Raw genomic sequence first — 18,937 nt, 5'->3', positions numbered from 1 at the left:
AAACCCGGCGCCAACGGAGGTCAGCCGAGCATCCCCGCGCCCAGCAGGAGCAGCAGCTTCACGTCAATCGCATAGCCTTCCTGCCGCCAGGCGTTGACCTGATCGGGCAGGCTGGCGAGCGGGACGCGGTGGACATGGATGTCCTCGCCATCGACGCCGCCGCCTTCGCCCGTCCTTTCCAGCCCATGGGCGCGGAACAGGGTAAAGCTTTCCGACACCATGCCGGGGGAGCTGTAGAATTGGCCGAGCGATTCGAGCCGGGCGGGGCGGTAGCCGGTTTCTTCCTCCAGTTCGCGCGCGGCGGCCAGGCTGGCGTCCTCGCCCGCGTCATGATCGCCGACGAGCCCGGCGGGCAGTTCGATGCAGCGGCGGCCAAGCGGGACGCGATATTGATCGACGAGCAGGACGTGCCGGCCGTCGGCCGCTTCGTCGATGGCCAGGATGACGGCCGCGTGGATGCCGCGCGCGCGGCCGACATATTCCCATTTTCCGCGTTTCTTGGCGGTGATGAAGCGGCCGGCCCACATCACTTCTTCCGGCACGGTCCGGTCGGGGTCGGTCATAATTCGATCAGCCTGTCGGGTAGTTCATTGATGTCGTCATGCGCGCGCGGGAAGTGGGTGGCGAGGACGGCGCCCACTTGGCGCACGGCCCCGGCCAAGCCTTCGCCGGCGCGGCCAGCGCGGATCGCGTCGATCAGTGCGGCCATCGCCTCGCCCCAGGCTTCCGGTGCGACCTTTTCGTTGATCGCCCGGTCGGCCACGATCTCGGCGCGATGTTCGTCGAGCGAGAGATAGATGAGGACTCCGGTGCGTCCATGGGTGCGCGCTTCGGCCGCGGTACGGAAGAGGAGGATAGCGCGGCGTCGCACCCGGCGCGCCTTGGTCGCGCGCGGGGTCATCAGCATCCGCAGCGGCATGATCGCCAGCAGATAGCGCACGACCAGGAATTTGAGGATGAGCAGGCCGAGCAGGCCGGTCAGCAGCTTCCAGTCGGCCAGCTCATGCTCCCAGTCGAGCAGCAAGGTCGAGAGGAAGGCGCGCAGATGCGCCGGATAGGCGGCCATCAGCGCCAGGGCGATGAACACCGCCGCCGCCGCCCAGCTGAGGCCGACATCATGATAGCTGTCGGACCGTCGCGCGACGATGGTGACGATCTCGCCAGAGGTCTGTTCTTCGGCCTCCGCCACGGCGGCGGACACCAGATGATGGTCGGCCTGCGTCAGATGAAGCTGCATCACCAATCCCCCGATGCCCCGCCGCCGCCGAAGCTGCCGCCGCCCGAAAAGCCACCGCCGCTATCACCGCCGCCCCAGCTCGATCCGCCCCAGCCGCCGCCACCGCCAGATCCCCAGCCGGAACCACCGGTACCCGGCCCCCAGATGATGATCGGCGCGCCGCCGCTGCCCCGATAGCGCTTGCCGCCGCGCACCCGCGACAGGAGCGGCAGGGCGATGAAGAAGACGATGAACAGGATGATCCAGAAGCCGAGGATGGCGCCGTCGCCATTCCCGCTCCGCGCCTGTTCTTCAGCCTGCGCCGCGCGCTGTCGGGCTTGGTCGGGCGGCAGGGCGAGCAATGTCGTGATCTCGTCCACGCCGGCGTTGATGCCGCCTGCCATGTCGCCCGCCTTGAAGCGCGGGGTGATGGCGTTGCGGACGATGCTGGAGGAGAGGGCGTCGGTCAGGATGCCTTCGAGGCCGTAGCCAACCTCGATCCGCACCTTGCGCTCGGCAGGCGCGACGATCAGCAACGCGCCCTGATTTTCCTTGTCGCCGATCGCCCAGGCCCGGCCAAGGCGATAGCCATAATCGGCAATATCATAGCCCTGGAGGTCGGGGATGGTCGCCACCACCAGCGCCCGGCCGCTCGCCTTCTTTTCTGCGATCAGCTTGGCGCTGAGCGCTTGTTCCTGCGCCGGGTCGAGCAGGTTCGCCGCATCGACAACGCCCTTGTCGTCGAATTTGGGGAAGCTCTGCGCCCACGCCGCCGGCGCGAGCGCCAGCAACGTGAGGATCAGGAGCAGGCGGCGAAGCATCGGATCAGTTGCCGAAGTCGACCTTCGGCGCTTCTTCCGCGCCGGGCGTGGTCGCCTGGAACGGAGTCATGGGCTTGGCGCCATGGATCAGCTTGGCGCCGATCGCGTCGGGGAAGGTGCGGATGCGGGTATTATAGGCCTGCACTGCCGCATTATAGTCGCGGATCGCGACGGCGATGCGGTTTTCCGTGCCTTCCAACTGCGACTGGAGTTGCAGGAAATTCTCGTTGGTCTTGAGGTCGGGATAGGCCTCGACCGATGCCAGCAGACGACCCAGTCCCTGACTGAGTTGCGCCTGGGCGGCCTGGAACTGCGCGACCTTGGCGGGATCGGACAGATCCTCGGCATTGACTTGGATCGAGGTCGCCCTGGCGCGGGCTTCGGTGACGGCGGTCAGGGTCGCCTGTTCCTGCTTGCCCGCCGCCTTGACCGTGGCGACGAGATTGCCGGTCAGGTTGGCGCGGCGCTGATATTGGGCCTGGACATCGGCCCATTTGGCCTTGGCTTCCTCTTCGGCGGTCGGCACGCTGTTGATGCCGCAGGCCGACAGGGCGAGGGCGCCGAAGATCGGCAGCAGGAAAGTGGAGAAGCGGCGCAGGAGCGTCATGGAACATCCTCGGCTTTGTTTCGCTTGGGGAAATAGGACGTTGCCGCGCGTGGCGCAACGGGCCATCCTGATTATATCATAGCGGGATCATCCGTTCCGATGGTATCGGTCCGGAGGCTTCAGTCATTTGATTTGAGGCGTTTTCCGAGCCGGCGGATATTTCCCCGTGCCTCGGAAACGCCCTGGCACAAGGGGATTGCACATGGGGCTGATTTCGGAATTCAAGACGTTCATCAACCGCGGCAACGTGATGGACCTGGCCGTGGGCGTGATCATCGGCGGCGCCTTCGCCACGATCACCAAGTCGCTGACCGACGACCTGATCATGCCGGTGGTTGGCTATGTCTTCGGCGGGGCCGACTTTTCCGGCTATTTCATCCGCCTCGGCGACCTGCCCGCTGGCTTCAAGGGCAATCCCGAAAGCTATGCCGACCTGAAGGCGGCCGGGGTCGCCATGTTCGGTTGGGGCGAGTTCCTGACGGTGCTGGTCAATTTCCTGATCCTGGCCTTCATCATCTTCCTGCTGGTCAAGGCGGTGAACAAGCTGACCGCCAAGCCCGAACCGGAAGCTACCCCCGCGCCGACGCCGGAAGACATAATGCTGCTGCGGGAAATCCGCGATTCGCTCAGAAAATAATCGTTTATGCGACGAAACGAGCCTGCGACGGGAACCATCCCCGGCGCGGCCAGTTGATCGGCGTCAGGGTTCGGCATGGCGTTGCGCCAATCGGACCCTATGCCGAATGACGTCAGCCCCAGGGGGCGCAACAGGAGAAAACGCCGTGAAAACCTTCGTCAAAGTCCTTGGCCTTGCCAGCCTTGTGGCGCTCGCCGCGTGCGATTCCGCCCAGGAAAACAAGGTCGAGAATGCTTACGAAAACCAGGCGGACGCACTCGACAACCAGGCCGACAACATGGAAGCGATGGCCGACAATCTGACCGGCAGCGCGGAAAATGCGGCCGAGAACGCGGCCGATGCGCTGGAGAACAAGGCCGACGCCACCCGCGAGGCGGGCGAGAAGGCAGAGGAAGCCGTCGAGAACAAGGAATAAGCGAACCACTGGTTCGTCTGACCTGCAAGGGGCGTCGCGATGGGATCGCGGCGCCCCTTTTGCATGTCGTCGCGCCTTTAACGACCCTTTAACCACGCCCCGCCATGGTGCGGCTGCGCGCTTCCGTGGGGCCAAGAGGCAATGGACGAACTACTTCAGGAATTCATATCCGAAACCCAGGAGACACTGGAGGCGCTCGCCGGGGAGGTGATTGCGTGGGAGGCCGATCCGTCGGATCGCGACCGGCTGGATGCCATTTTCCGCTTCTTCCACACCGTGAAGGGCAGTTGCGGCTTCCTCAACCTGCCCCGTTTCGAGCGGTTGAGCCATGCGGCCGAGGATGTGCTGTCGGAGATTCGCGCCGGCAACCGGCAGGCGGACGCCGCGACGGTGAGCGCGGTCCTGGGCCTGATGGACCGGATCGGCGAATTGGCGGAAGCGGTCGCCATGGGCGCCGCGCTGCCCAACGAGAATGACGATTATCTGATCGCGGCGCTGAGTGCGCCGGTCGAGAGGTCCGTGCCGTCCGCCGCGCCGGTCGCCGAAGCCGCCGTGGCGCAGGTCGCCGCACGGCAGGCGGGGCCACGGACCATCCGCCTGCCGCTGAGCCTGATCGACCAGCTCATGAACGGCGTTTCGGACATGGTCCTGGCGCGCAACGAGTTGTCGCGCAAGCTGCGCGAGCGGTCCGCAGACCCCGAACTCGATACGGTATTCGAACGGCTGTCGGCCTGCGTCGCGGACATGCGCGACGTGATTTCCAAGACCCGGATGCAGCGCGTCGACCGGCTGTTCGCCGCGATCCCGCGCATGGTGCGCGATCTGGGTCGCGAACTGGGCAAGCGCATCGACCTGACGCTGGAAGGCGGCGATGTGGAAATGGACCGCGAGATGGTGGAGATGGTCGTCGACCCGCTCACCCATATCGTGCGCAACAGCATCGACCATGGCATCGAGACGCCGGACAAGCGCCGCGCCAGGGGCAAGCCGGAGGTCGGCAAGCTGCGGGTCGAGGCCCGGCAGTCGGGCAACCAGATCGTCATCGCGATTGCCGACGACGGTGCGGGAATCGACACGGCGCGTCTCGTCGAAAAGGCGATCGCTGCCGGGCGGCTGACGCCCGAAGCGGCGGCGCGGATGAGCGAGCAGGATCGGCTGGAGCTGATCTTCCAGCCGGGGCTGTCCACCGCCCGGCAGGTAACCGCCATTTCCGGCCGGGGCGTGGGCATGGACGTGGTGCGCGCCAATGTGGAGCGGATCGGCGGCGTCATCGCACTCGACAATCAGCCGGGCCAGGGGCTGTGCATCACGCTGCGCGTGCCGCTGACCCTGACCATCATTCCCGGCCTCATCATTCGCGCGGGCGGTCAGCATTTCGCCATACCGCGCTCGGCGGTCGTGGAAATCCTGCACGACAACAACGACATGCTCCAGATCAGCGAGGTGGCCGGCGCGCAGATCGCCACCATTCGCGGCGTTCGCCATTCGATGATCGCGCTGGAGGACGTGCTGGGCATGGAGAAGCTGGCGCAGGCGGGGCCGCGCGCGATCATGGTCGTGCGATCCGCCACTGGCGTCCCCTTCGCCATGGGCGTGGCGGCTGTCGACAATCATGAGGAACTGGTGATCCGTCCCGCCTCGCCGCTGGTCATGGCGACCGGCGTCTATGCCGGCATGACCCTGCCCGACAATGGCAAGCCGATGCTGCTGCTGGATGCGGCGGGCCTGGCGAATGCGGCGCGCCTGCCCAACATCATCGACGATCGGGCGGCGCAATGGCAGGAAGAGCAGGACGATGCCAAGGCCGGGGTCGAAATGGTCGCGGCGTTGCGCTTCGAGGAACTGACCGGCGAGCGACGTCTGCTCAAATTGTCGCTGATCGAACGCGTCGAGGATATCGATGCGCGCCTGTTCGGACGATCCGGCGGTCGCGCCTTCGTGCGGCTCGACGGGCGCCTGATGCCGGTAGCCAATGGCCATGACCGGTTCGACCGGGACAAGGTTTCGGCCTTGCGCCTGCGGGGCGACCAGCGGGAGGCCTGCTATCCGGTGGCGGCGGTGCTGGATATCGTCGACATGCCGCTGGTGCCCGACATGGTAGCGATGCACGGACTGCTGAGCGGCATATCGGTGATCGATGGCGAGCATCTGGAAGTGCTCAACCCCTTCGCCCTGTTCGCCGCGCTGCCCGAAGAGACGCTGGACGAGCGGCCGCGCGGGCGCTGCCTGCTGGCCGACAGCGACGATGGCTGGACGCGCGAGATACTGGCGCCGCTGCTGCGTCAGGCGGGGCATGACGTGATGCTGGGCCTGCCGGCCGACGCGGCTGTCGATCCGCGCGACGTGGTGCTGTGCAGCGGTTCCGATGCGGTGCAGGCGGCGGAAATCATGGGATGCCGAGTCGTCCAGTTGCGCACGTCGCCGCGCGCGGCCGGTCCGCAGGACGGCAGCATCTATCGTTACGATCAGGATGCGCTGATGGCGGCGATCGCCAGCGGACAGGGGTGAGGCCATGGACAGACTCTATCTTTTCGCCATGCTGGCGGGCACCCGCGTGGCGGTCGAGACCGAGGAGGTCGAGGCCGTCGTCAAGCTGGCCGACATATCGCCCGTTCCGGGCATGGGCGCGCATGTCGCCGGGCTTTCCGCGCTGCGCAGCCGGGTCCTCACGATCATCGATGTCGCCGCGATCGTGCATGGCCGGGCAACGCCGGCGGAGCGGCGCGGCCTGGCCGTCATCGCCGACATCAGCGGCCATAGCTACGGCCTGATGGTCGATAGCGTGATCGACATTTGTCATGTGCCGGAAGGCGAGGTGCCGATGCGGGGGCAACTGGACGCCGCCTGGGCGCCCTATGCGCGCGCGATCGTCGAGCATGACGGGCATCCCTGGCTGCTCGTGTCGCTCGCCGGATTTATCGAGGGCGGAACGGCAGCGCAGGCTGCATGAATTCTCCAGACGTTTACCAAATACTTGGTTTTGCCGGTTAACTCTCGTCGCACGGGGCGAATAATCCAAAGGGACGTTTCATGAAGAATTGCCTGGTCGTCGACGATTCGAAGGTTATCCGCAAGGTAGCGCGCCATATTCTCGAATCGCTCGACCTGACGGTTAGCGAGGCCGTGGACGGGCAGGACGCGCTGACCCAGTGCGAAGCGTCCCCGCCCGATGTCGTCCTGCTCGACTGGAACATGCCCGTGATGAGCGGCATGGAATTCCTCCAGGCGCTGTCGAGCGCACGGATGCAGGCGCGACCCAAGATCATCTTCTGCACGACGGAAAATGGCATCAGCCACATCAAGGCGGCGGTCGAGGCCGGGGCGGACGAATATGTGATGAAGCCGTTCGACCGCGAAACGCTGGAAAGCAAGCTGGCGATCGTGGGGGTCATCTAACGGCAACAGCCGCGTCCCGACCCGAGGAGTGCCGTCTTTCCTTCCATATTTCGTGCAGAAAGCGCCGTGATGACCGCCATCGTGCCGATCATGACCAGTCACAGCAGTGAGCGGAAGCCGTTTCGCACGCTGGTTGTCGACGATTCGGTCGTCGTGCGTACCGTCATCGAACGCATCCTGAACGCCGACCCGCGCTATGCTGTGGTTCACAAGACCAACAGCGCCGAACATGCGCTCGACTATCTGGCGGACAATGCGGTCGACCTGGTGTTGCTCGACATCGAATTGCCGGGGCAGAGCGGCCTTGCGGCGCTGCCGGCGATCCTGCGCGCGGACGCGGGCATCAAGGTCGCGATCCTGTCGGGCAAGTGCGAGGAGGGCAGCGCGGCCGCTGTCGAGGCGCTCGCATTGGGCGCAAGCGACATCGTGTCGAAGCCGGGCAGCGGCAGCTTTGGCGAGCAGTTCCCCCAGGCGCTGATCGAGCGGCTGAACCGGTTGTTCGACGGTCGATCGGACAGCCCGGTCGGGTCGCGTCCTGCGGGGCAACCTGTCGCGGAGCCGGCGGTTCAGCCGCTCGGCTGCCTGGGGATCGGCGCTTCGACGGGGGGGATTCACGCACTGGGGCAACTGTTCCACGGGCTGGTCGCGCCGCTTGGCGTGCCGATCCTGCTGACCCAGCATTTGCCGCTGAGCTTCACCATCTATTTCGCGCAGCAACTGGCGCGGATGACGAGCCTGCGGGTGAAGGTTGCGGAAACCGGTGATCCGCTGGCCGCTGACACGGTTTATGTCGCACCAGGTGACGCCAATCTTCAACTGCGCAAGGGGCTGCATGGGCGGGTTGCGATCCATCTCAACCCCGAACGGACGGCGGCGGGCAACCTGCCGGGAGTCGACCCGATGTTCACCAGCATGGCGGAAGTCTATGGCGCCGGAGCGGCGGGGATCGTGCTGACCGGGATGGGGCGTGACGGTACCATGGGTGCGCGGGACATCGTGGCTGCGGGCGGCTGGATCGTCGCGCAGACCGAAGCGAGCAGCGTCGTATGGGGTATGCCCGGTTCGGTAGCGGGTGCGGGCCTGACCTGCGCGCTGCTGGAGCCGGCGGCAATGATGGCGTTCGTGGCGCGACGCGGAAAGGTGAGCGCCTGATGACGCTTCCGCCCTCCGGATCGACCGCTCGCCTCAACCAGGGCGCGGCCCGGCTTCTGTCGGGCCTGCTTGAGGCGCGGACCGGCCAGATCCTGTCCGAAGGCCGGGCCTGGCGCATGGAGACGGCGCTGCGCCCTGTGCTGCGCGACCATGGCCTGGCTGACATCGATGCGCTCGCCGCGCGGCTGCTGCGCCAGAGCGACCTGCCGCTCGAAAAGGCGGTGATCGACGCGCTGCTCAACAATGAAAGCAGCTTCTTCCGCGATCTTCAGCTGTTCGACATGGTCAGTCGACAGATATTGCCGCATATCCATGCCGATCGAACGGATCGCACGCTCCGTATCTGGAGCGCGGGCTGTTCGACCGGGCAGGAGGCCTATTCGCTGGCGATCCAGTTGCGCAACGACTGGTCGCGCTGGAACGGCTGGCGGATCGAGATATTAGCGACGGACATATCGAGCGCTGCGATCGACCAGGCGCGGTCGGGCATCTTTTCCCAGATGGACGTGCAGCGGGGGCTGGGGATCGGGGACCTGATCAAATGGTTCGAGCCTCATGGGGACGATTGGCGGGCCAGTCCGGAATTGCGGCGCATGATCGATTTCCGGGAAGATAATCTGTTCGATGCGGCGGCGCCTTCGGGGGAATATGACCTGCTGCTCTGTCGCAACGTCCTGCTCTACTTCACGCCGGAGCGGCGGCAGACCGTGCTCGGCCTGCTTGCCCGGCACAGCCATGCGCGTTCGATCCTGCTGCTGGGTGCCGGGGAAACGGTGATCGGCCAAGGCGATGATTTCATTGCCCATCCCGAATTCCGTGGCAGCTATGCGCGGCAGGCGGCGCTGCCCGCCAATGCGATCGGCCGGGTGCGCCGCGTCGGCTGAGGCGGTCGCCCGCCTTAACCATGCTTGATTGCCGTGGCGGTCTCGGCCATGGTCTTGCAAGGCTGCCGCGTGAACAGGCGGCCGGAAGGGCGCGATGATCGAACAGCTGGAAGTGACTGGCCTTTCCCGATGACCGACATTCCCATGATAGAGACGCTGTCGCCCAATTTCGACGATCGGAAATTGCCCGTCTCGATGCTGGTGCTGCACTATACGGGGATGCCCGACGCGGCGAGTGCGATCGATTGGCTGGCCAGTCCCGAATCGAAGGTGTCGGCCCATTATGTCGTGACCGAGGAAGGGCAGATCGTCCGGATGGTGGACGAGGCCAAGCGGGCGTGGCACGCGGGCCGTGCACACTGGCGCGGCACCGACGACGTCAATTCCGCCAGCATCGGCATAGAGATCGTCAATCCGGGGCATGAATGGGGCTATCGCCCTTTCCCCGAGGCGCAGATGGGCGCGCTGATCCCGCTGATCCACGACATCGTCCAGCGCCATCGCATTACACGCGGCAATATCGTCGGCCACAGCGACGTGGCCCCCGCGCGCAAGCAGGATCCAGGCGAACTCTTCCCCTGGGGAACACTTGCGCGCCTGCGTCTGGCGCTACCGCGGCCGACCAAGAATCTGATGGACCCGCTGTGGACCGACAGCGCCTTCATGCTCGCGCTGGAGCGGTTCGGCTATGACATAGCCGAGCCGGACGCGGCGGTCGTTGCGTTCCAGCGACGGTTTCGCCCGGAACTGATCGACGGCGTGATCGACGGCGAATGTCGCGCCATCCTGCTCGCCCTGCTGCTGCCCAAGCCACAGGGCGACGACTAAACAGGGTGACTAAGCGCCAGAATCGGTCTAGGGGCAGCATCGCCAGAGGGTCGGGCGGCCGCGGCGTGGCGGGTAACTTCCACGGCGAGGAAAGTCCGGGCTTCACGAAATGACGGTGCCGGCTAACGGCCGGCTGGAGCGATCCAAGGGACAGTGCAACAGAAAGCAGGTCGCGAAGGTTTCGACCCCGCGAAATTGAAAGGGTGCGGTAAGAGCGCACCGCGTCTCCGGCAACGGAAGGCGGCACGGTAAACCCCACCGGAAGCAAGACCGAATAGGGGCGGCGCGCAGTCGAAAGGCTGCTAGGCATGTTTCGGCCGAGATCGCCCGGGTTGGTTGCTGGAGGAACGGAGCAATCCGTTCCCTAGAGGAATGGTCGCCTATCCCCTTAACGGGGTGGACAGAACCCGGCTTACAGACCCTCTGGCACTGGTGTTCACGCAAAAAGGAAGGGGCGGGCTGGCGTTCGGCCTGGCAAATCCCTACTCTGCATAAATGGCAAGACAGAGCCGATCCAATGACTGGGGCTTTCCCCGGTGGCGCAGTTATGGCGCCACGCGCGAGGCGCAGCAGGTGCGCCTGTGCGACCGTTATGGCTGTGACCGGCCCGGTCAATGCCCTGCGCCCAAATCCCCGAACAGCCGTGATCGCTGGTATTTCTGTAGCGACCATGCCGCCGAATATAACCGGAACTGGGACTATTTTCAGGGGCTGGACCAAGAAGAGCGGGCGCGGCGTGAGCAGGAGGAGCGGCGCGATGCGGGCGCGTTCCAGTCGAGCGCCTATCATGGCTGGGGCGGACCTGGCGATGGCAGCCGATCGCGGGACGAGCTCCATGCGCTGAAAGCGCTGGACCTAGAGGATGACGCGAGTTTCGACGCGATCAAGAAGAGCTGGCGCCGGCTCGCCAAGGAACATCATCCCGACGTGAAGCCCGGCGACGCCGAAGCAGCGGTGCGGTTCCAGGCCATCCAGGCGGCTTATGAAGTGCTGCGTGCCGCGGAGGAACGTCGCAGCTGGAAGCCGAAGGGCGCGACCGATTAAGGATCATGTCCGCTCCAACTGGCGGAATACCGTGCTGGTCTGCCGCAAATGTTCAAAGAAGCTGGACGGCGGCTTCGGTCCGGACGGCGACGATCGTCTGGCCAAGGCGCTGCGGCAGCACTTGTCGATCAGGAAGGGGCGCAAGAGTGCGGCCGGCATCGTCGAGGTGAATTGCCTGGGTGTCTGTCCAAAGGGCGCCGTGACGGTCGTCAACGGCGCGGACAGCCGGGAATGGCTGCTGGTGCGGCCGGACGCGGACCTGGACGAGCTGGCGGCGACGCTGGGGCTGCTTCCCGATCATCGTTAATGCATTTCTTACCATTCCAACCCTAACCGGTCGAAATGAAATCATTATCTTCCGTCCGGTCGCGATTGCCGCTGGTCGCCCAGTGCGGGCTGATCTTGGTCGGCCTGGTCGCGCTCTATGCAGCGCCGCCGGCCAGCGGCACGATGCTGCTGGTGCCGCTCACACGGGAAGCCCGGGCCGAACTGGTGCCCATGGCGGTGGCGAACGGCGCGCGCCTGGTGGCGGCAGGGCCGTGGGCCGGCTCCTTCCTGGTCGATGGGCAGCGCGACCGGCTGGCCCGGCCGCTGCTGGGCAAGGGCGTGATCGCGCTGTCGGCGCGCGCGGGCGGGTGCGGAGCGGCCGCGGGATGAGCGCGATCGACAGTCTGGGCCGGCTGCGATTGCAGGGGTTGCGAATCCTGCTGCTGGCCAGCTGGATCTGGAGCGCCGCGCTGGGGCTGATGGCGATTGCCCTGGGCCTGCCGCAGGGGGGCACGATATTGTTCTTTTCCGCGCTCGCCAATGCGCTGCCGACCGTCATGGTCCTGCGCCAGCGGCGCGACATGGACGTGCGGCTCGCGGTCGGCACGCTGGCTGCGGTGCAACCGGCGCTGGGCGTGTTCCTGATGGCGGGACACCGCTGGCAGATGGACGGCCATATGTTCTTCTTCGTCGCGCTTGCCGGCCTCGCCCTGCTGTACGACTGGCGGCCGATCCTGCTGGCGGCGGGCCTGGTGGCCCTGCATCACCTCCTGCTGAGCTTTCTCTCGCCCATCTGGGTTTTCCCCGGCGGGGGCGACGTGCAGCGTGTCGCGATTCATGCGCTGGCGGTGCTGCTTGAGGCCGCGATACTCTGCTATCTGACCACGCGCCTGCGGGCGATGTTGCTGGCCCTCGATGGACATGTCAGTGGTGCGGCGCGGCTGGCGCAGGAGGCCGAGGCCGGTCGCGCCGCGGCCGAATCGGCCATGGCGGCCAGCCGGGCGGCGAGCGAGCGCGAGGCGGCGTTGCGGTCCGAACGCGAACAGGACAGGGCGAGGATCGCCACGGAAAGACGCGCGGAAACGCTGGCGCTGGTGCAGGCGTTCCGCCAGTCGATCGCGGACGTCGTCCATGCGGTCAGCACCGCCACCGGCGAACTGGAGGAGTCGGCCCGTTCGCTGAACGATGTAGCGCGCCGCGCTAGCGCCGGCACGGACGAGACGGTTGCGGCTGCCGAACAATCGTCGAGCCGGGCGGCGCAACTGGCGAGACGGATCGACCAGCTTTCCGAATCCATCACCGCGATTGCGACCGCCGCGACCCAGCAGGCGACGCTGGGTGGGGAAGCGCAGCGCGTGTCCAGCGCCGGGCATGAAGCGATGCGCGACATGGAGAATCGCACCGCCTCCATCACTGGTTTCGCCGATTCCATCACCCAGATTGCCGCGCGCACCAACCTGCTGGCGCTCAACGCCACCATTGAGGCGGCGCGCGCGGGCGAGGTGGGGCGGGGCTTTGCCGTCGTCGCGCAGGAGGTCAAGCAACTGGCGGGGCAGGCCGCGAGCGCGACCGGCGAGATCCAGACCCTGGCGCAATCGGCGCAGCAAGGAGCTGGGGTTGCGCAGGAGGCGCTGGCGGATGTCGCTGGGGCGGTGGAACAATTGGCCGGAGCGGCCGACGCGATCCAGCGCGCGGTCGGCGACCAGCGCGATGCGACCGAGGCGATCGGCCAGTCGGCGCGGGATACGGCGCGCGACGCGATCGTAATGGCGGGGCGGATGGAGCAGGTGGCCGACATGGCGCGCAGCACCGAAAGCCTGTCCGATCGTGTGTCCAGCGCTGCGTCGGGCCTGTCGCGCACCGCGCAGGCCTTGCAGCGGGCGACCGACCGGTTCGTCGGGCAGCTGGAAGCCGCCTGACAGGGGTCAAGCCCGTCGGGCCAAGCGGGATGCGTCGGCCGCCGCCGTTTCGGCCAGTGGATAGAGAGCGCGGTTTTCGCGATCGATCCGGTCGCTCAGGGCGGTCAGGATCAGGCGGGTTTCGGCGCAGAAATCGGACCATTGGGAACTGATCCGGTCGTCGCTCCAGGCCGCCATATAGACCGAAAATCTGTCGGCCAGGGCGCCGGTTTCCTTTTGCAGGAGCGTTGCGCGTTCGCGGGTGAGGGGATCGGCGGCGCGTTGCAGCGCCGGATAGAGGATGCGGTCTTCCAGCGCGAGATGCGCGATCAGTTGCCGCGCCAGTTGCCAGCGGAGCCGGGCCACGCCCTGCGGCTGCCGGTCATCGGTGATGGCCTGCGCGAGCTGGCGGGCGCTCAGGCTGATTTCTTCATGCTGCCGGCGCAGCTCATGCAAATTCATCATCAGGGCGCTCCCCGTGCCACGGAGAGCCGATCATGACCGCAGGAGCTTTAACAAAATATTGTTCCGGCACCATAATGGTGCGGGAATGACTGTCTCCACGCCGGGGCGCGGAGACAGTCCGTCCGATCAGGCGGGCTGGTCGGCGCGGCTGGCGCCCTCGCCGTCCAGGTTCAGGGCGGCGAAATCCCAGTTGATCGCTTCCTTGAGGATGCGGTCGGCATAGCTGGGGCGCAGGTTGCGATAGTCGATATAATAGGCATGTTCCCACACATCGACGATCAGCAGCGGCGCATGGCCTTCATGCGCGACGGGGGTGTCGGCGTCATGATAGCTGGTCACTTCCAGCTTGCCGTCCTTCAGGATCAGCGCGGCCCAGCCGCTGGCGAAATGGCCGACGGCTTCGGTCTTCAGCTTTTCGATCAGCGCATCGACCGACCCGAAGGCTTCCTCGATCTTGGCCAGCAGTTCGCCGGTGGGCGCGGTCTTGGTCGGCGACAGCGACTGCCAGTAGAATGTGTGGTTCCAGATCTGGCCGACCTGATTGAAAAGGCCGCCCTTGGACGACTTGATCAGTTCCACTAGCGACTTGCCCTGCAGGGCGGGGTCCGCAGCGACCAGTTCATTGGCCTTCACGACATAGGCGTTGTGATGCTTGCCATGGTGGAAATCGAAGGTTTCGACCGAAAGGATGTCGCCAAAGGCATCCTTGGCATAGGGCAGGTCGGGCAGAACAAAGGCCATGGCGGAACTCCTCGGGTTCGTTATGGGACGGCCGCACAACGGCTGGCGCGGCCGGTTGGTTCAATGATCCGGGCTGGGCTGCAAGCCCGCCGCGCCTCCCATATGCTCACCCTGACGGGGATTGAAAGGGGGATATGCCTATTGCGAAACGATCGCAGAAAAAGGCGCCTATCCCTGCGGTGGGGTGGTTTCGCCGACTTCGTCGCTGTCCAGGCTATCGCCCAGGGTCAGGCCATGGCGCATGAGCATCGGGATGTTGGCGGCGGCGAAGACGATCGACACGATGGTAACGCCCCAAACCTTGACCGCCAGCCATGTATCGAAACTCATCGACCGGCGCATCACCTCGTTCGCGACCGCCATGGCGACGAAGAACAGCGCCCAGTTGCGCGACAGTTTCAGCCAGCCTTCATGGGTCAGCCCGTCATAGGCTGCTTGCAGCAGATATTTGAGCAGCGGCTTGCCGCGCAGCAGACCGGCGAACAGCATCAGCGCGAAGAAGCTGTAGATGATGGTCGGCTTGAGCTGGATGAAGCTCTGGTCGTGGAAATAGATGGTGAGGCCGCCGAAGAAGAGGATCAGCAGCGCCGAGAGCCAGAGCATCGGCGACACACGGCCCAGCTTCACCTTCGAGATGATGACAGCGATCACGATCGCCGCCATGAAAGCTGCGGTGCCGAAGGTCATGGCGGTGATGGGATTGCCCGATCCCCAGATCCAGCCTGCGCCCTTGTAGGTCAGAAAGAAGACCAGCAGCGGCCCGAAGTCGAGCGCCAGGCTGAGCGTGCCGCCATGAGCGGGCTTTGCGGACGCCTTGGTGTCAGCGGGCATAGGCCGTCCCCGCAATCGCCTTGGCCATGTCGCCCGGATCGAAGGGGCGCAGATCCTCGATCTTCTCGCCCACGCCGATCGCATGGATGGGCAGGCGATATTTCTCCGCCGCCGCGACCAGCACGCCGCCGCGCGCCGTGCCGTCGAGCTTGGTCATGACGAGGCCCGTCACCTGAGCGGTTTCCTTGAAGACTTCGATCTGGTTCAACGCATTCTGTCCCGTGGTGGCATCCAGCACCAGGACAACGTCGTGCGGAGCGGCGGGGTTCAATCGGCCCAGAACCCGGCGCACCTTGGCCAGTTCGTCCATCAGTTCGGTCTTGTTCTGGAGGCGGCCGGCGGTGTCCACGATCAGCACGTCGATGCCGGTGGCAGTGGCCTGCTTGACCGCATCGAAGACGATGCCCGCCGCGTCGCCGCCTTCCTTGCCCGCGACGATGGGGACGCCGAGCCGCTCGGCCCAGACCTTCAGCTGTCCGATGGCAGCGGCGCGGAAGGTGTCGCCCGCCGCCAGCATCACGCCATAATCCTGCTCCAGGAAATTATGGGCGAGCTTGGCGATGGTGGTGGTCTTGCCCGAGCCGTTGACGCCGATCACCAGGATCACCTGCGGGCGGGGGAAGGCCTCTATCTCCAGCGGGCGGGCGACCGGGGCGAGGGTCTTCTCGATCTCCTCCGCGATGATTTCGCGCAGATAGTCCTCGGTCAGTTCCTTGTTGTAGCGCCCCTCGGCCAGCCGCTCGCGCACGCGTGCGGCCATGGCGGGACCAAGGTCCGACATGATGAGCGCTTCCTCGATCTCGTCCAGTGTCTGGTTGTCGAGCGCGGCCTTGGTAAAAAGGCCGGTGAGATTTTCCCCGAGCCTGTCGGAGGTGCGCTTCAATCCGCCGAAGAGGCGGTCGCGCCAGGAAGTGTCAGCCATGCAAATAAACCATCGTCATTCCCGCGAAGGCGGGAAACCATCTCCGGCCATATCCCAAAACCGCAAGTCCGGGAGATGGATCCCCGCCTTCGCGGGAATGACGGATGATGGAAATCCCTGTCATGCCGCCTCTTGCGCGATCAGGGAGCCATTCTCAAGGCCCGTGATGGTTGCGCGCATGATGGAGGAGGGCGCTTGCCCTTCCGTAAAGCGCACGGGCGCGAAATTTTCCGCATGGCCGCTCAACCCGCTGCGTTCGACCAGCACCGACTGGGTGGTGCCGATCAGGCTGCGGAGCCAGGCTTCGCGGCGGGTGGCACAGGCATCGCGCAGCCGCGCGGCGCGGGCCTTGATCGTCGCGCGATCGATCTGCGGCATCCGTGCGGCGGGGGTGCCCGTGCGGGGTGAATAGGGGAAGATATGGCCGTGGACGATGGAGCATTCATCGATCAGGCGGAGGCTGTTTTCGAACATCGCCTCGTCCTCGGTCGGGAAGCCGGCGATGATGTCCGCGCCGATGCTGATGTCGGGGCGGGCGGCCTTGACCGTCTCCACGATGCGGATCGCGTCCGCGCGGGCGTGGCGGCGCTTCATGCGCTTGAGGATCAGGTCGTCGCCGGCCTGGAGCGAGAGATGCAGGTGCGGCATCATACGCGGCTCATGGGCGATCAGATCGAGCAGGCGGTTATCGATTTCCACGCTGTCGATCGACGAGAGGCGCAGGCGGGGCAGGTCGGGCACGCCTTTCAGGATGCGTTCGATCAACAGGCCCAGCGACGGACTGCCCGGCAGGTCGGGACCATAGCTGGTGACATCCACGCCGGTCAGCACGATTTCCCGGTAGCCGGCATCGACCAGCTGCTTCGCCTTCTCGACCACCGCGCCGGCGGGGACGGAGCGGCTGTTCCCCCGGCCATAGGGTATGATGCAGAAGGTGCAGCGATGGTCGCAGCCATTCTGCACCTCCAGGAAAGCGCGGGCATGATCGGCGAAGGCCGACGCCATGTGCGGCGCGGTGTCGCGCACGGCCATGATGTCGGAGACGCGGACTCGTTCTGCCACGAGGGCGAAGGACGCCGCCTCCATCTTCTCCCGGTTCCCGATCACGCCGTCGACTTCGGCCATGGCGGCGAAGGTCTGCGGCTCGGTCTGGGCGGCGCAGCCGGTGACGAGGATGCGGGCGTCGGGGCGTTCGCGCCGGGCGCGGCGGATCGCCTGGCGGGTCTGGCGCACGGCTTCGGCGGTGACGGCGCAACTGTTGACGACGATCAGGTCGTCCTGGCCGCTCGCCATGTCGCGGATCGCCTCGCTCTCCGCGATGTTGAGGCGGCAGCCCATGGTGATGATGTCGGGGCCGGCCATGGCCTAAAAGCGCGACCAGTCCGCCTCGCCATCGAAGACATGGGTGGCGGGGCCGGTCATCTGGATGGTGCCGCCCGGTGCCCATTCGATGACGAGGTCGCCGCCGGGCAGGCTGACCGTCACCGGGCCGGCCATCAGGCGGCGGCGGATGGCGGCAACGGCGGTGGCGCAGGCGCCGGTGCCGCAGGCGCGCGTCAGGCCCGCGCCCCGTTCCCATACGACCAGGCGGATATGATTGTCGCCGACGACCTGCGCGAAATTGACGTTCACGCGCGCGGGGAAGAGCGGATCATGCTCGATCAGCGGGCCGAGACGGTCGAAGTTCACACCGTCCAGATCGTCCACGAAGAAGATCACATGCGGGTTGCCGACATTGACCGCAGCGGGTGCGGGCAGGTCTTCCCAGGTCGCGCCCATGGTCAGCGTGTCCATGGGGTAGGCGAGCGGGATCGCATCCCACTCAAAGCGCGGCGCACCCATGTCTACGCTCGCGCCGCCGTCGACGGCTTTGGCATCCAGCAGGCCCGCCCTGGTGCGGATCAGCACGTCGCGGCCGACGAACAGGGGAACGCAGCGTGTGGCATTGCCGCACGCCTCGACTTCGCTGCCGTCGGCGTTGAATATCTGCATCGATACGTCGGCATCCGGCGCGTCGCCGATCAGGATCAGCTGGTCGCAGCCGATGCCGGCATGGCGATCGGCAATGGCCCGCGCGCGCGCTTCCGTCATCTCGACGGGGTGGGCGCGGGCGTCGATCACGACGAAGTCGTTACCCAGGCCATGCATTTTGGAAAAACGTCCCATGGGCGCGCATGTAGTGGGAGTGGACGAAAAAGGCGAGTCCGGGCTATTGCGCGGTCTTGAACAAGACGCTGATGCCGCGAACCAAGGATATGGGGGTGCCGTCATTGTCCTTGATGATCTCGGCGGGTATTGCTTTCGCCTGCCCGCAGGCGACAGAGGCGAGCTTCCATTCTTTGGAATTGGTAGGGCTTGGCTCGCACGCAGCCATCTGTCCGGTGGCGTCGTATCTGGCGATGAGCCAGACCATTTTTTCCCGTGAACCGTCGGGCAATTTTTGAACCGTTAATTCAATTGTCGGGCCAGGTGGTGCGGGCCTCTTGCTCCTGAACGGTCCGGAACGACCGGGCAGATGCCATGTGAGGCGTCCGTCATAAATATTATAGCTCGGCTGACCGCTTTCGTCGGTCGCTGGTCTGAACTTTGAATGAGCGACGATCATACTACAAGTGGCTGCGTCCAGGTCCGTCGAGCCACTGGGTTCCATGATCGTGCACCGGGCAACTCGTCCTTTTGGGCCAATCAATAGCTGGAAGCCGGCTGTGCCTTCCTCTCGTCGTTTCAGCGCGCCGGCCGGATAGTCGTTGTCGGACATCCAACTGCCGGGATTTCCGGCCGGTGAAGCCAATGCAAGCGCACTTGCCATCAAA

The 18,937-nt window shown here is 65.6% G+C and carries 23 protein-coding genes and 1 other RNA gene; 13 read left to right on the top strand and 11 right to left on the bottom strand.

Annotation, left to right across the window (positions count from 1 at the left end; translation table 11 throughout):
* Nucleotides 1-20: 20 nt before the first annotated feature.
* The 4 genes from A7Q26_RS13575 to A7Q26_RS13560 are packed head-to-tail and all read right to left on the bottom strand — an operon-like array spanning nt 21 to nt 2,644.
* The gene (locus A7Q26_RS13575) at nt 21-563 is read right to left on the bottom strand and encodes an NUDIX hydrolase (protein WP_066860424.1); all 543 of its coding nucleotides are present in this window, start codon (nt 561-563) and stop codon (nt 21-23) included.
* The gene (locus tag A7Q26_RS13570) at nt 560-1,237 is read right to left on the bottom strand and encodes a TPM domain-containing protein (protein WP_066860422.1); all 678 of its coding nucleotides are present in this window, start codon (nt 1,235-1,237) and stop codon (nt 560-562) included. The genes A7Q26_RS13575 and A7Q26_RS13570 overlap by 4 nt, the downstream gene beginning before the upstream one ends.
* The gene (locus A7Q26_RS13565; RefSeq protein ID WP_066860420.1) at nt 1,237-2,037 is read right to left on the bottom strand and encodes a TPM domain-containing protein; all 801 of its coding nucleotides are present in this window, start codon (nt 2,035-2,037) and stop codon (nt 1,237-1,239) included. The genes A7Q26_RS13570 and A7Q26_RS13565 overlap by 1 nt, the downstream gene beginning before the upstream one ends.
* A gap of 4 nt (nt 2,038-2,041) precedes the next feature.
* Nucleotides 2,042-2,644 (bottom strand): LemA family protein, encoded by a 603-nt coding sequence (locus A7Q26_RS13560; RefSeq protein WP_066860417.1) that lies wholly within the window; start codon nt 2,642-2,644, stop codon nt 2,042-2,044.
* Nucleotides 2,645-2,846: 202 nt separating this feature from the next.
* On the opposite strand from A7Q26_RS13560, the gene mscL reads away from it, so the two are divergent.
* From mscL to A7Q26_RS13495, 13 genes are all read left to right on the top strand, one after another.
* Nucleotides 2,847-3,281: a large conductance mechanosensitive channel protein MscL gene (gene mscL, locus A7Q26_RS13555; RefSeq protein WP_066860414.1), complete on the top strand. Its 435-nt coding sequence runs from the start codon at nt 2,847-2,849 to the stop codon at nt 3,279-3,281.
* 145 nt (nt 3,282-3,426) lie between these two features.
* Entirely contained in the window at nt 3,427-3,696 is a 270-nt protein-coding gene (locus A7Q26_RS13550; protein ID WP_066860412.1) for a hypothetical protein, read from the top strand.
* Nucleotides 3,697-3,837: 141 nt separating this feature from the next.
* Nucleotides 3,838-6,204: a chemotaxis protein CheA gene (locus A7Q26_RS13545; RefSeq protein WP_066860408.1), complete on the top strand. Its 2,367-nt coding sequence runs from the start codon at nt 3,838-3,840 to the stop codon at nt 6,202-6,204.
* A gap of 4 nt (nt 6,205-6,208) precedes the next feature.
* Nucleotides 6,209-6,646 (top strand): chemotaxis protein CheW, encoded by a 438-nt coding sequence (locus A7Q26_RS13540; protein ID WP_066860405.1) that lies wholly within the window; start codon nt 6,209-6,211, stop codon nt 6,644-6,646.
* An 80-nt stretch (nt 6,647-6,726) separates the two neighbouring features.
* Nucleotides 6,727-7,092, top strand: coding sequence for a response regulator (locus A7Q26_RS13535; protein ID WP_066860402.1), 366 nt, complete (start codon nt 6,727-6,729; stop codon nt 7,090-7,092).
* Nucleotides 7,093-7,161: 69 nt separating this feature from the next.
* A complete protein-coding gene (locus A7Q26_RS13530) occupies nt 7,162-8,244 on the top strand; it encodes a chemotaxis protein CheB (RefSeq protein ID WP_066860399.1) in 1,083 nt (360 codons plus the stop codon).
* Complete coding sequence (locus tag A7Q26_RS13525; RefSeq protein WP_066860396.1) at nt 8,244-9,128, top strand: CheR family methyltransferase; 885 nt, start codon at nt 8,244-8,246, stop codon at nt 9,126-9,128. Before A7Q26_RS13530 ends, A7Q26_RS13525 begins: the two co-directional genes overlap by 1 nt.
* 129 nt (nt 9,129-9,257) lie before the next feature.
* Nucleotides 9,258-9,956, top strand: coding sequence for an N-acetylmuramoyl-L-alanine amidase (locus tag A7Q26_RS13520; RefSeq protein WP_066860393.1), 699 nt, complete (start codon nt 9,258-9,260; stop codon nt 9,954-9,956).
* Between the two features lie 42 nt (nt 9,957-9,998).
* Nucleotides 9,999-10,387: RNase P RNA component class A (gene rnpB / locus A7Q26_RS13515), an RNA gene on the top strand.
* 64 nt (nt 10,388-10,451) lie between these two features.
* Nucleotides 10,452-11,000: a J domain-containing protein gene (locus A7Q26_RS13510; RefSeq protein WP_066860391.1), complete on the top strand. Its 549-nt coding sequence runs from the start codon at nt 10,452-10,454 to the stop codon at nt 10,998-11,000.
* Nucleotides 10,939-11,307: a hypothetical protein gene (locus A7Q26_RS13505; protein ID WP_066860388.1), complete on the top strand. Its 369-nt coding sequence runs from the start codon at nt 10,939-10,941 to the stop codon at nt 11,305-11,307. Before A7Q26_RS13510 ends, A7Q26_RS13505 begins: the two co-directional genes overlap by 62 nt.
* Before the next feature lie 35 nt (nt 11,308-11,342).
* Nucleotides 11,343-11,657: a hypothetical protein gene (locus tag A7Q26_RS13500; RefSeq protein ID WP_066860385.1), complete on the top strand. Its 315-nt coding sequence runs from the start codon at nt 11,343-11,345 to the stop codon at nt 11,655-11,657.
* A complete protein-coding gene (locus A7Q26_RS13495; protein ID WP_066860382.1) occupies nt 11,654-13,186 on the top strand; it encodes a methyl-accepting chemotaxis protein in 1,533 nt (510 codons plus the stop codon). Before A7Q26_RS13500 ends, A7Q26_RS13495 begins: the two co-directional genes overlap by 4 nt.
* 6 nt (nt 13,187-13,192) lie before the next feature.
* On the opposite strand, the gene A7Q26_RS13490 is transcribed toward A7Q26_RS13495, so the two are convergent.
* The 7 genes from A7Q26_RS13490 to A7Q26_RS13460 all read right to left on the bottom strand — a co-directional run bounded on the left by A7Q26_RS13490 (nt 13,193) and on the right by A7Q26_RS13460 (nt 18,933).
* On the bottom strand, nt 13,193-13,630 hold the full coding sequence (locus A7Q26_RS13490) for a hemerythrin domain-containing protein (RefSeq protein WP_232313794.1): 438 nt from the start codon (nt 13,628-13,630) through the stop codon (nt 13,193-13,195).
* Nucleotides 13,631-13,756: 126 nt separating this feature from the next.
* Complete coding sequence (locus A7Q26_RS13485; RefSeq protein WP_066860380.1) at nt 13,757-14,371, bottom strand: superoxide dismutase; 615 nt, start codon at nt 14,369-14,371, stop codon at nt 13,757-13,759.
* 168 nt (nt 14,372-14,539) lie between these two features.
* Nucleotides 14,540-15,202 (bottom strand): septation protein IspZ, encoded by a 663-nt coding sequence (gene ispZ, locus A7Q26_RS13480; protein ID WP_066860378.1) that lies wholly within the window; start codon nt 15,200-15,202, stop codon nt 14,540-14,542.
* Nucleotides 15,192-16,124 (bottom strand): signal recognition particle-docking protein FtsY, encoded by a 933-nt coding sequence (gene ftsY, locus A7Q26_RS13475; protein WP_066860375.1) that lies wholly within the window; start codon nt 16,122-16,124, stop codon nt 15,192-15,194. Before ftsY ends, ispZ begins: the two co-directional genes overlap by 11 nt.
* 120 nt (nt 16,125-16,244) lie before the next feature.
* Nucleotides 16,245-17,486, bottom strand: coding sequence for a tRNA (N(6)-L-threonylcarbamoyladenosine(37)-C(2))-methylthiotransferase MtaB (gene mtaB / locus A7Q26_RS13470; protein WP_066860372.1), 1,242 nt, complete (start codon nt 17,484-17,486; stop codon nt 16,245-16,247).
* A 3-nt stretch (nt 17,487-17,489) separates the two neighbouring features.
* The gene (dapF, locus tag A7Q26_RS13465; protein WP_066860367.1) at nt 17,490-18,290 is read right to left on the bottom strand and encodes a diaminopimelate epimerase; all 801 of its coding nucleotides are present in this window, start codon (nt 18,288-18,290) and stop codon (nt 17,490-17,492) included.
* A 43-nt stretch (nt 18,291-18,333) separates the two neighbouring features.
* On the bottom strand, nt 18,334-18,933 hold the full coding sequence (locus A7Q26_RS13460; protein ID WP_066860365.1) for an energy transducer TonB: 600 nt from the start codon (nt 18,931-18,933) through the stop codon (nt 18,334-18,336).
* Nucleotides 18,934-18,937 lie beyond the last annotated feature (4 nt).

This window comes from Sphingobium sp. TCM1 (assembly GCF_001650725.1).
GTDB lineage: Bacteria > Pseudomonadota > Alphaproteobacteria > Sphingomonadales > Sphingomonadaceae > Sphingobium.
This window is presented reverse-complemented; position numbering and strand designations above follow the sequence as displayed.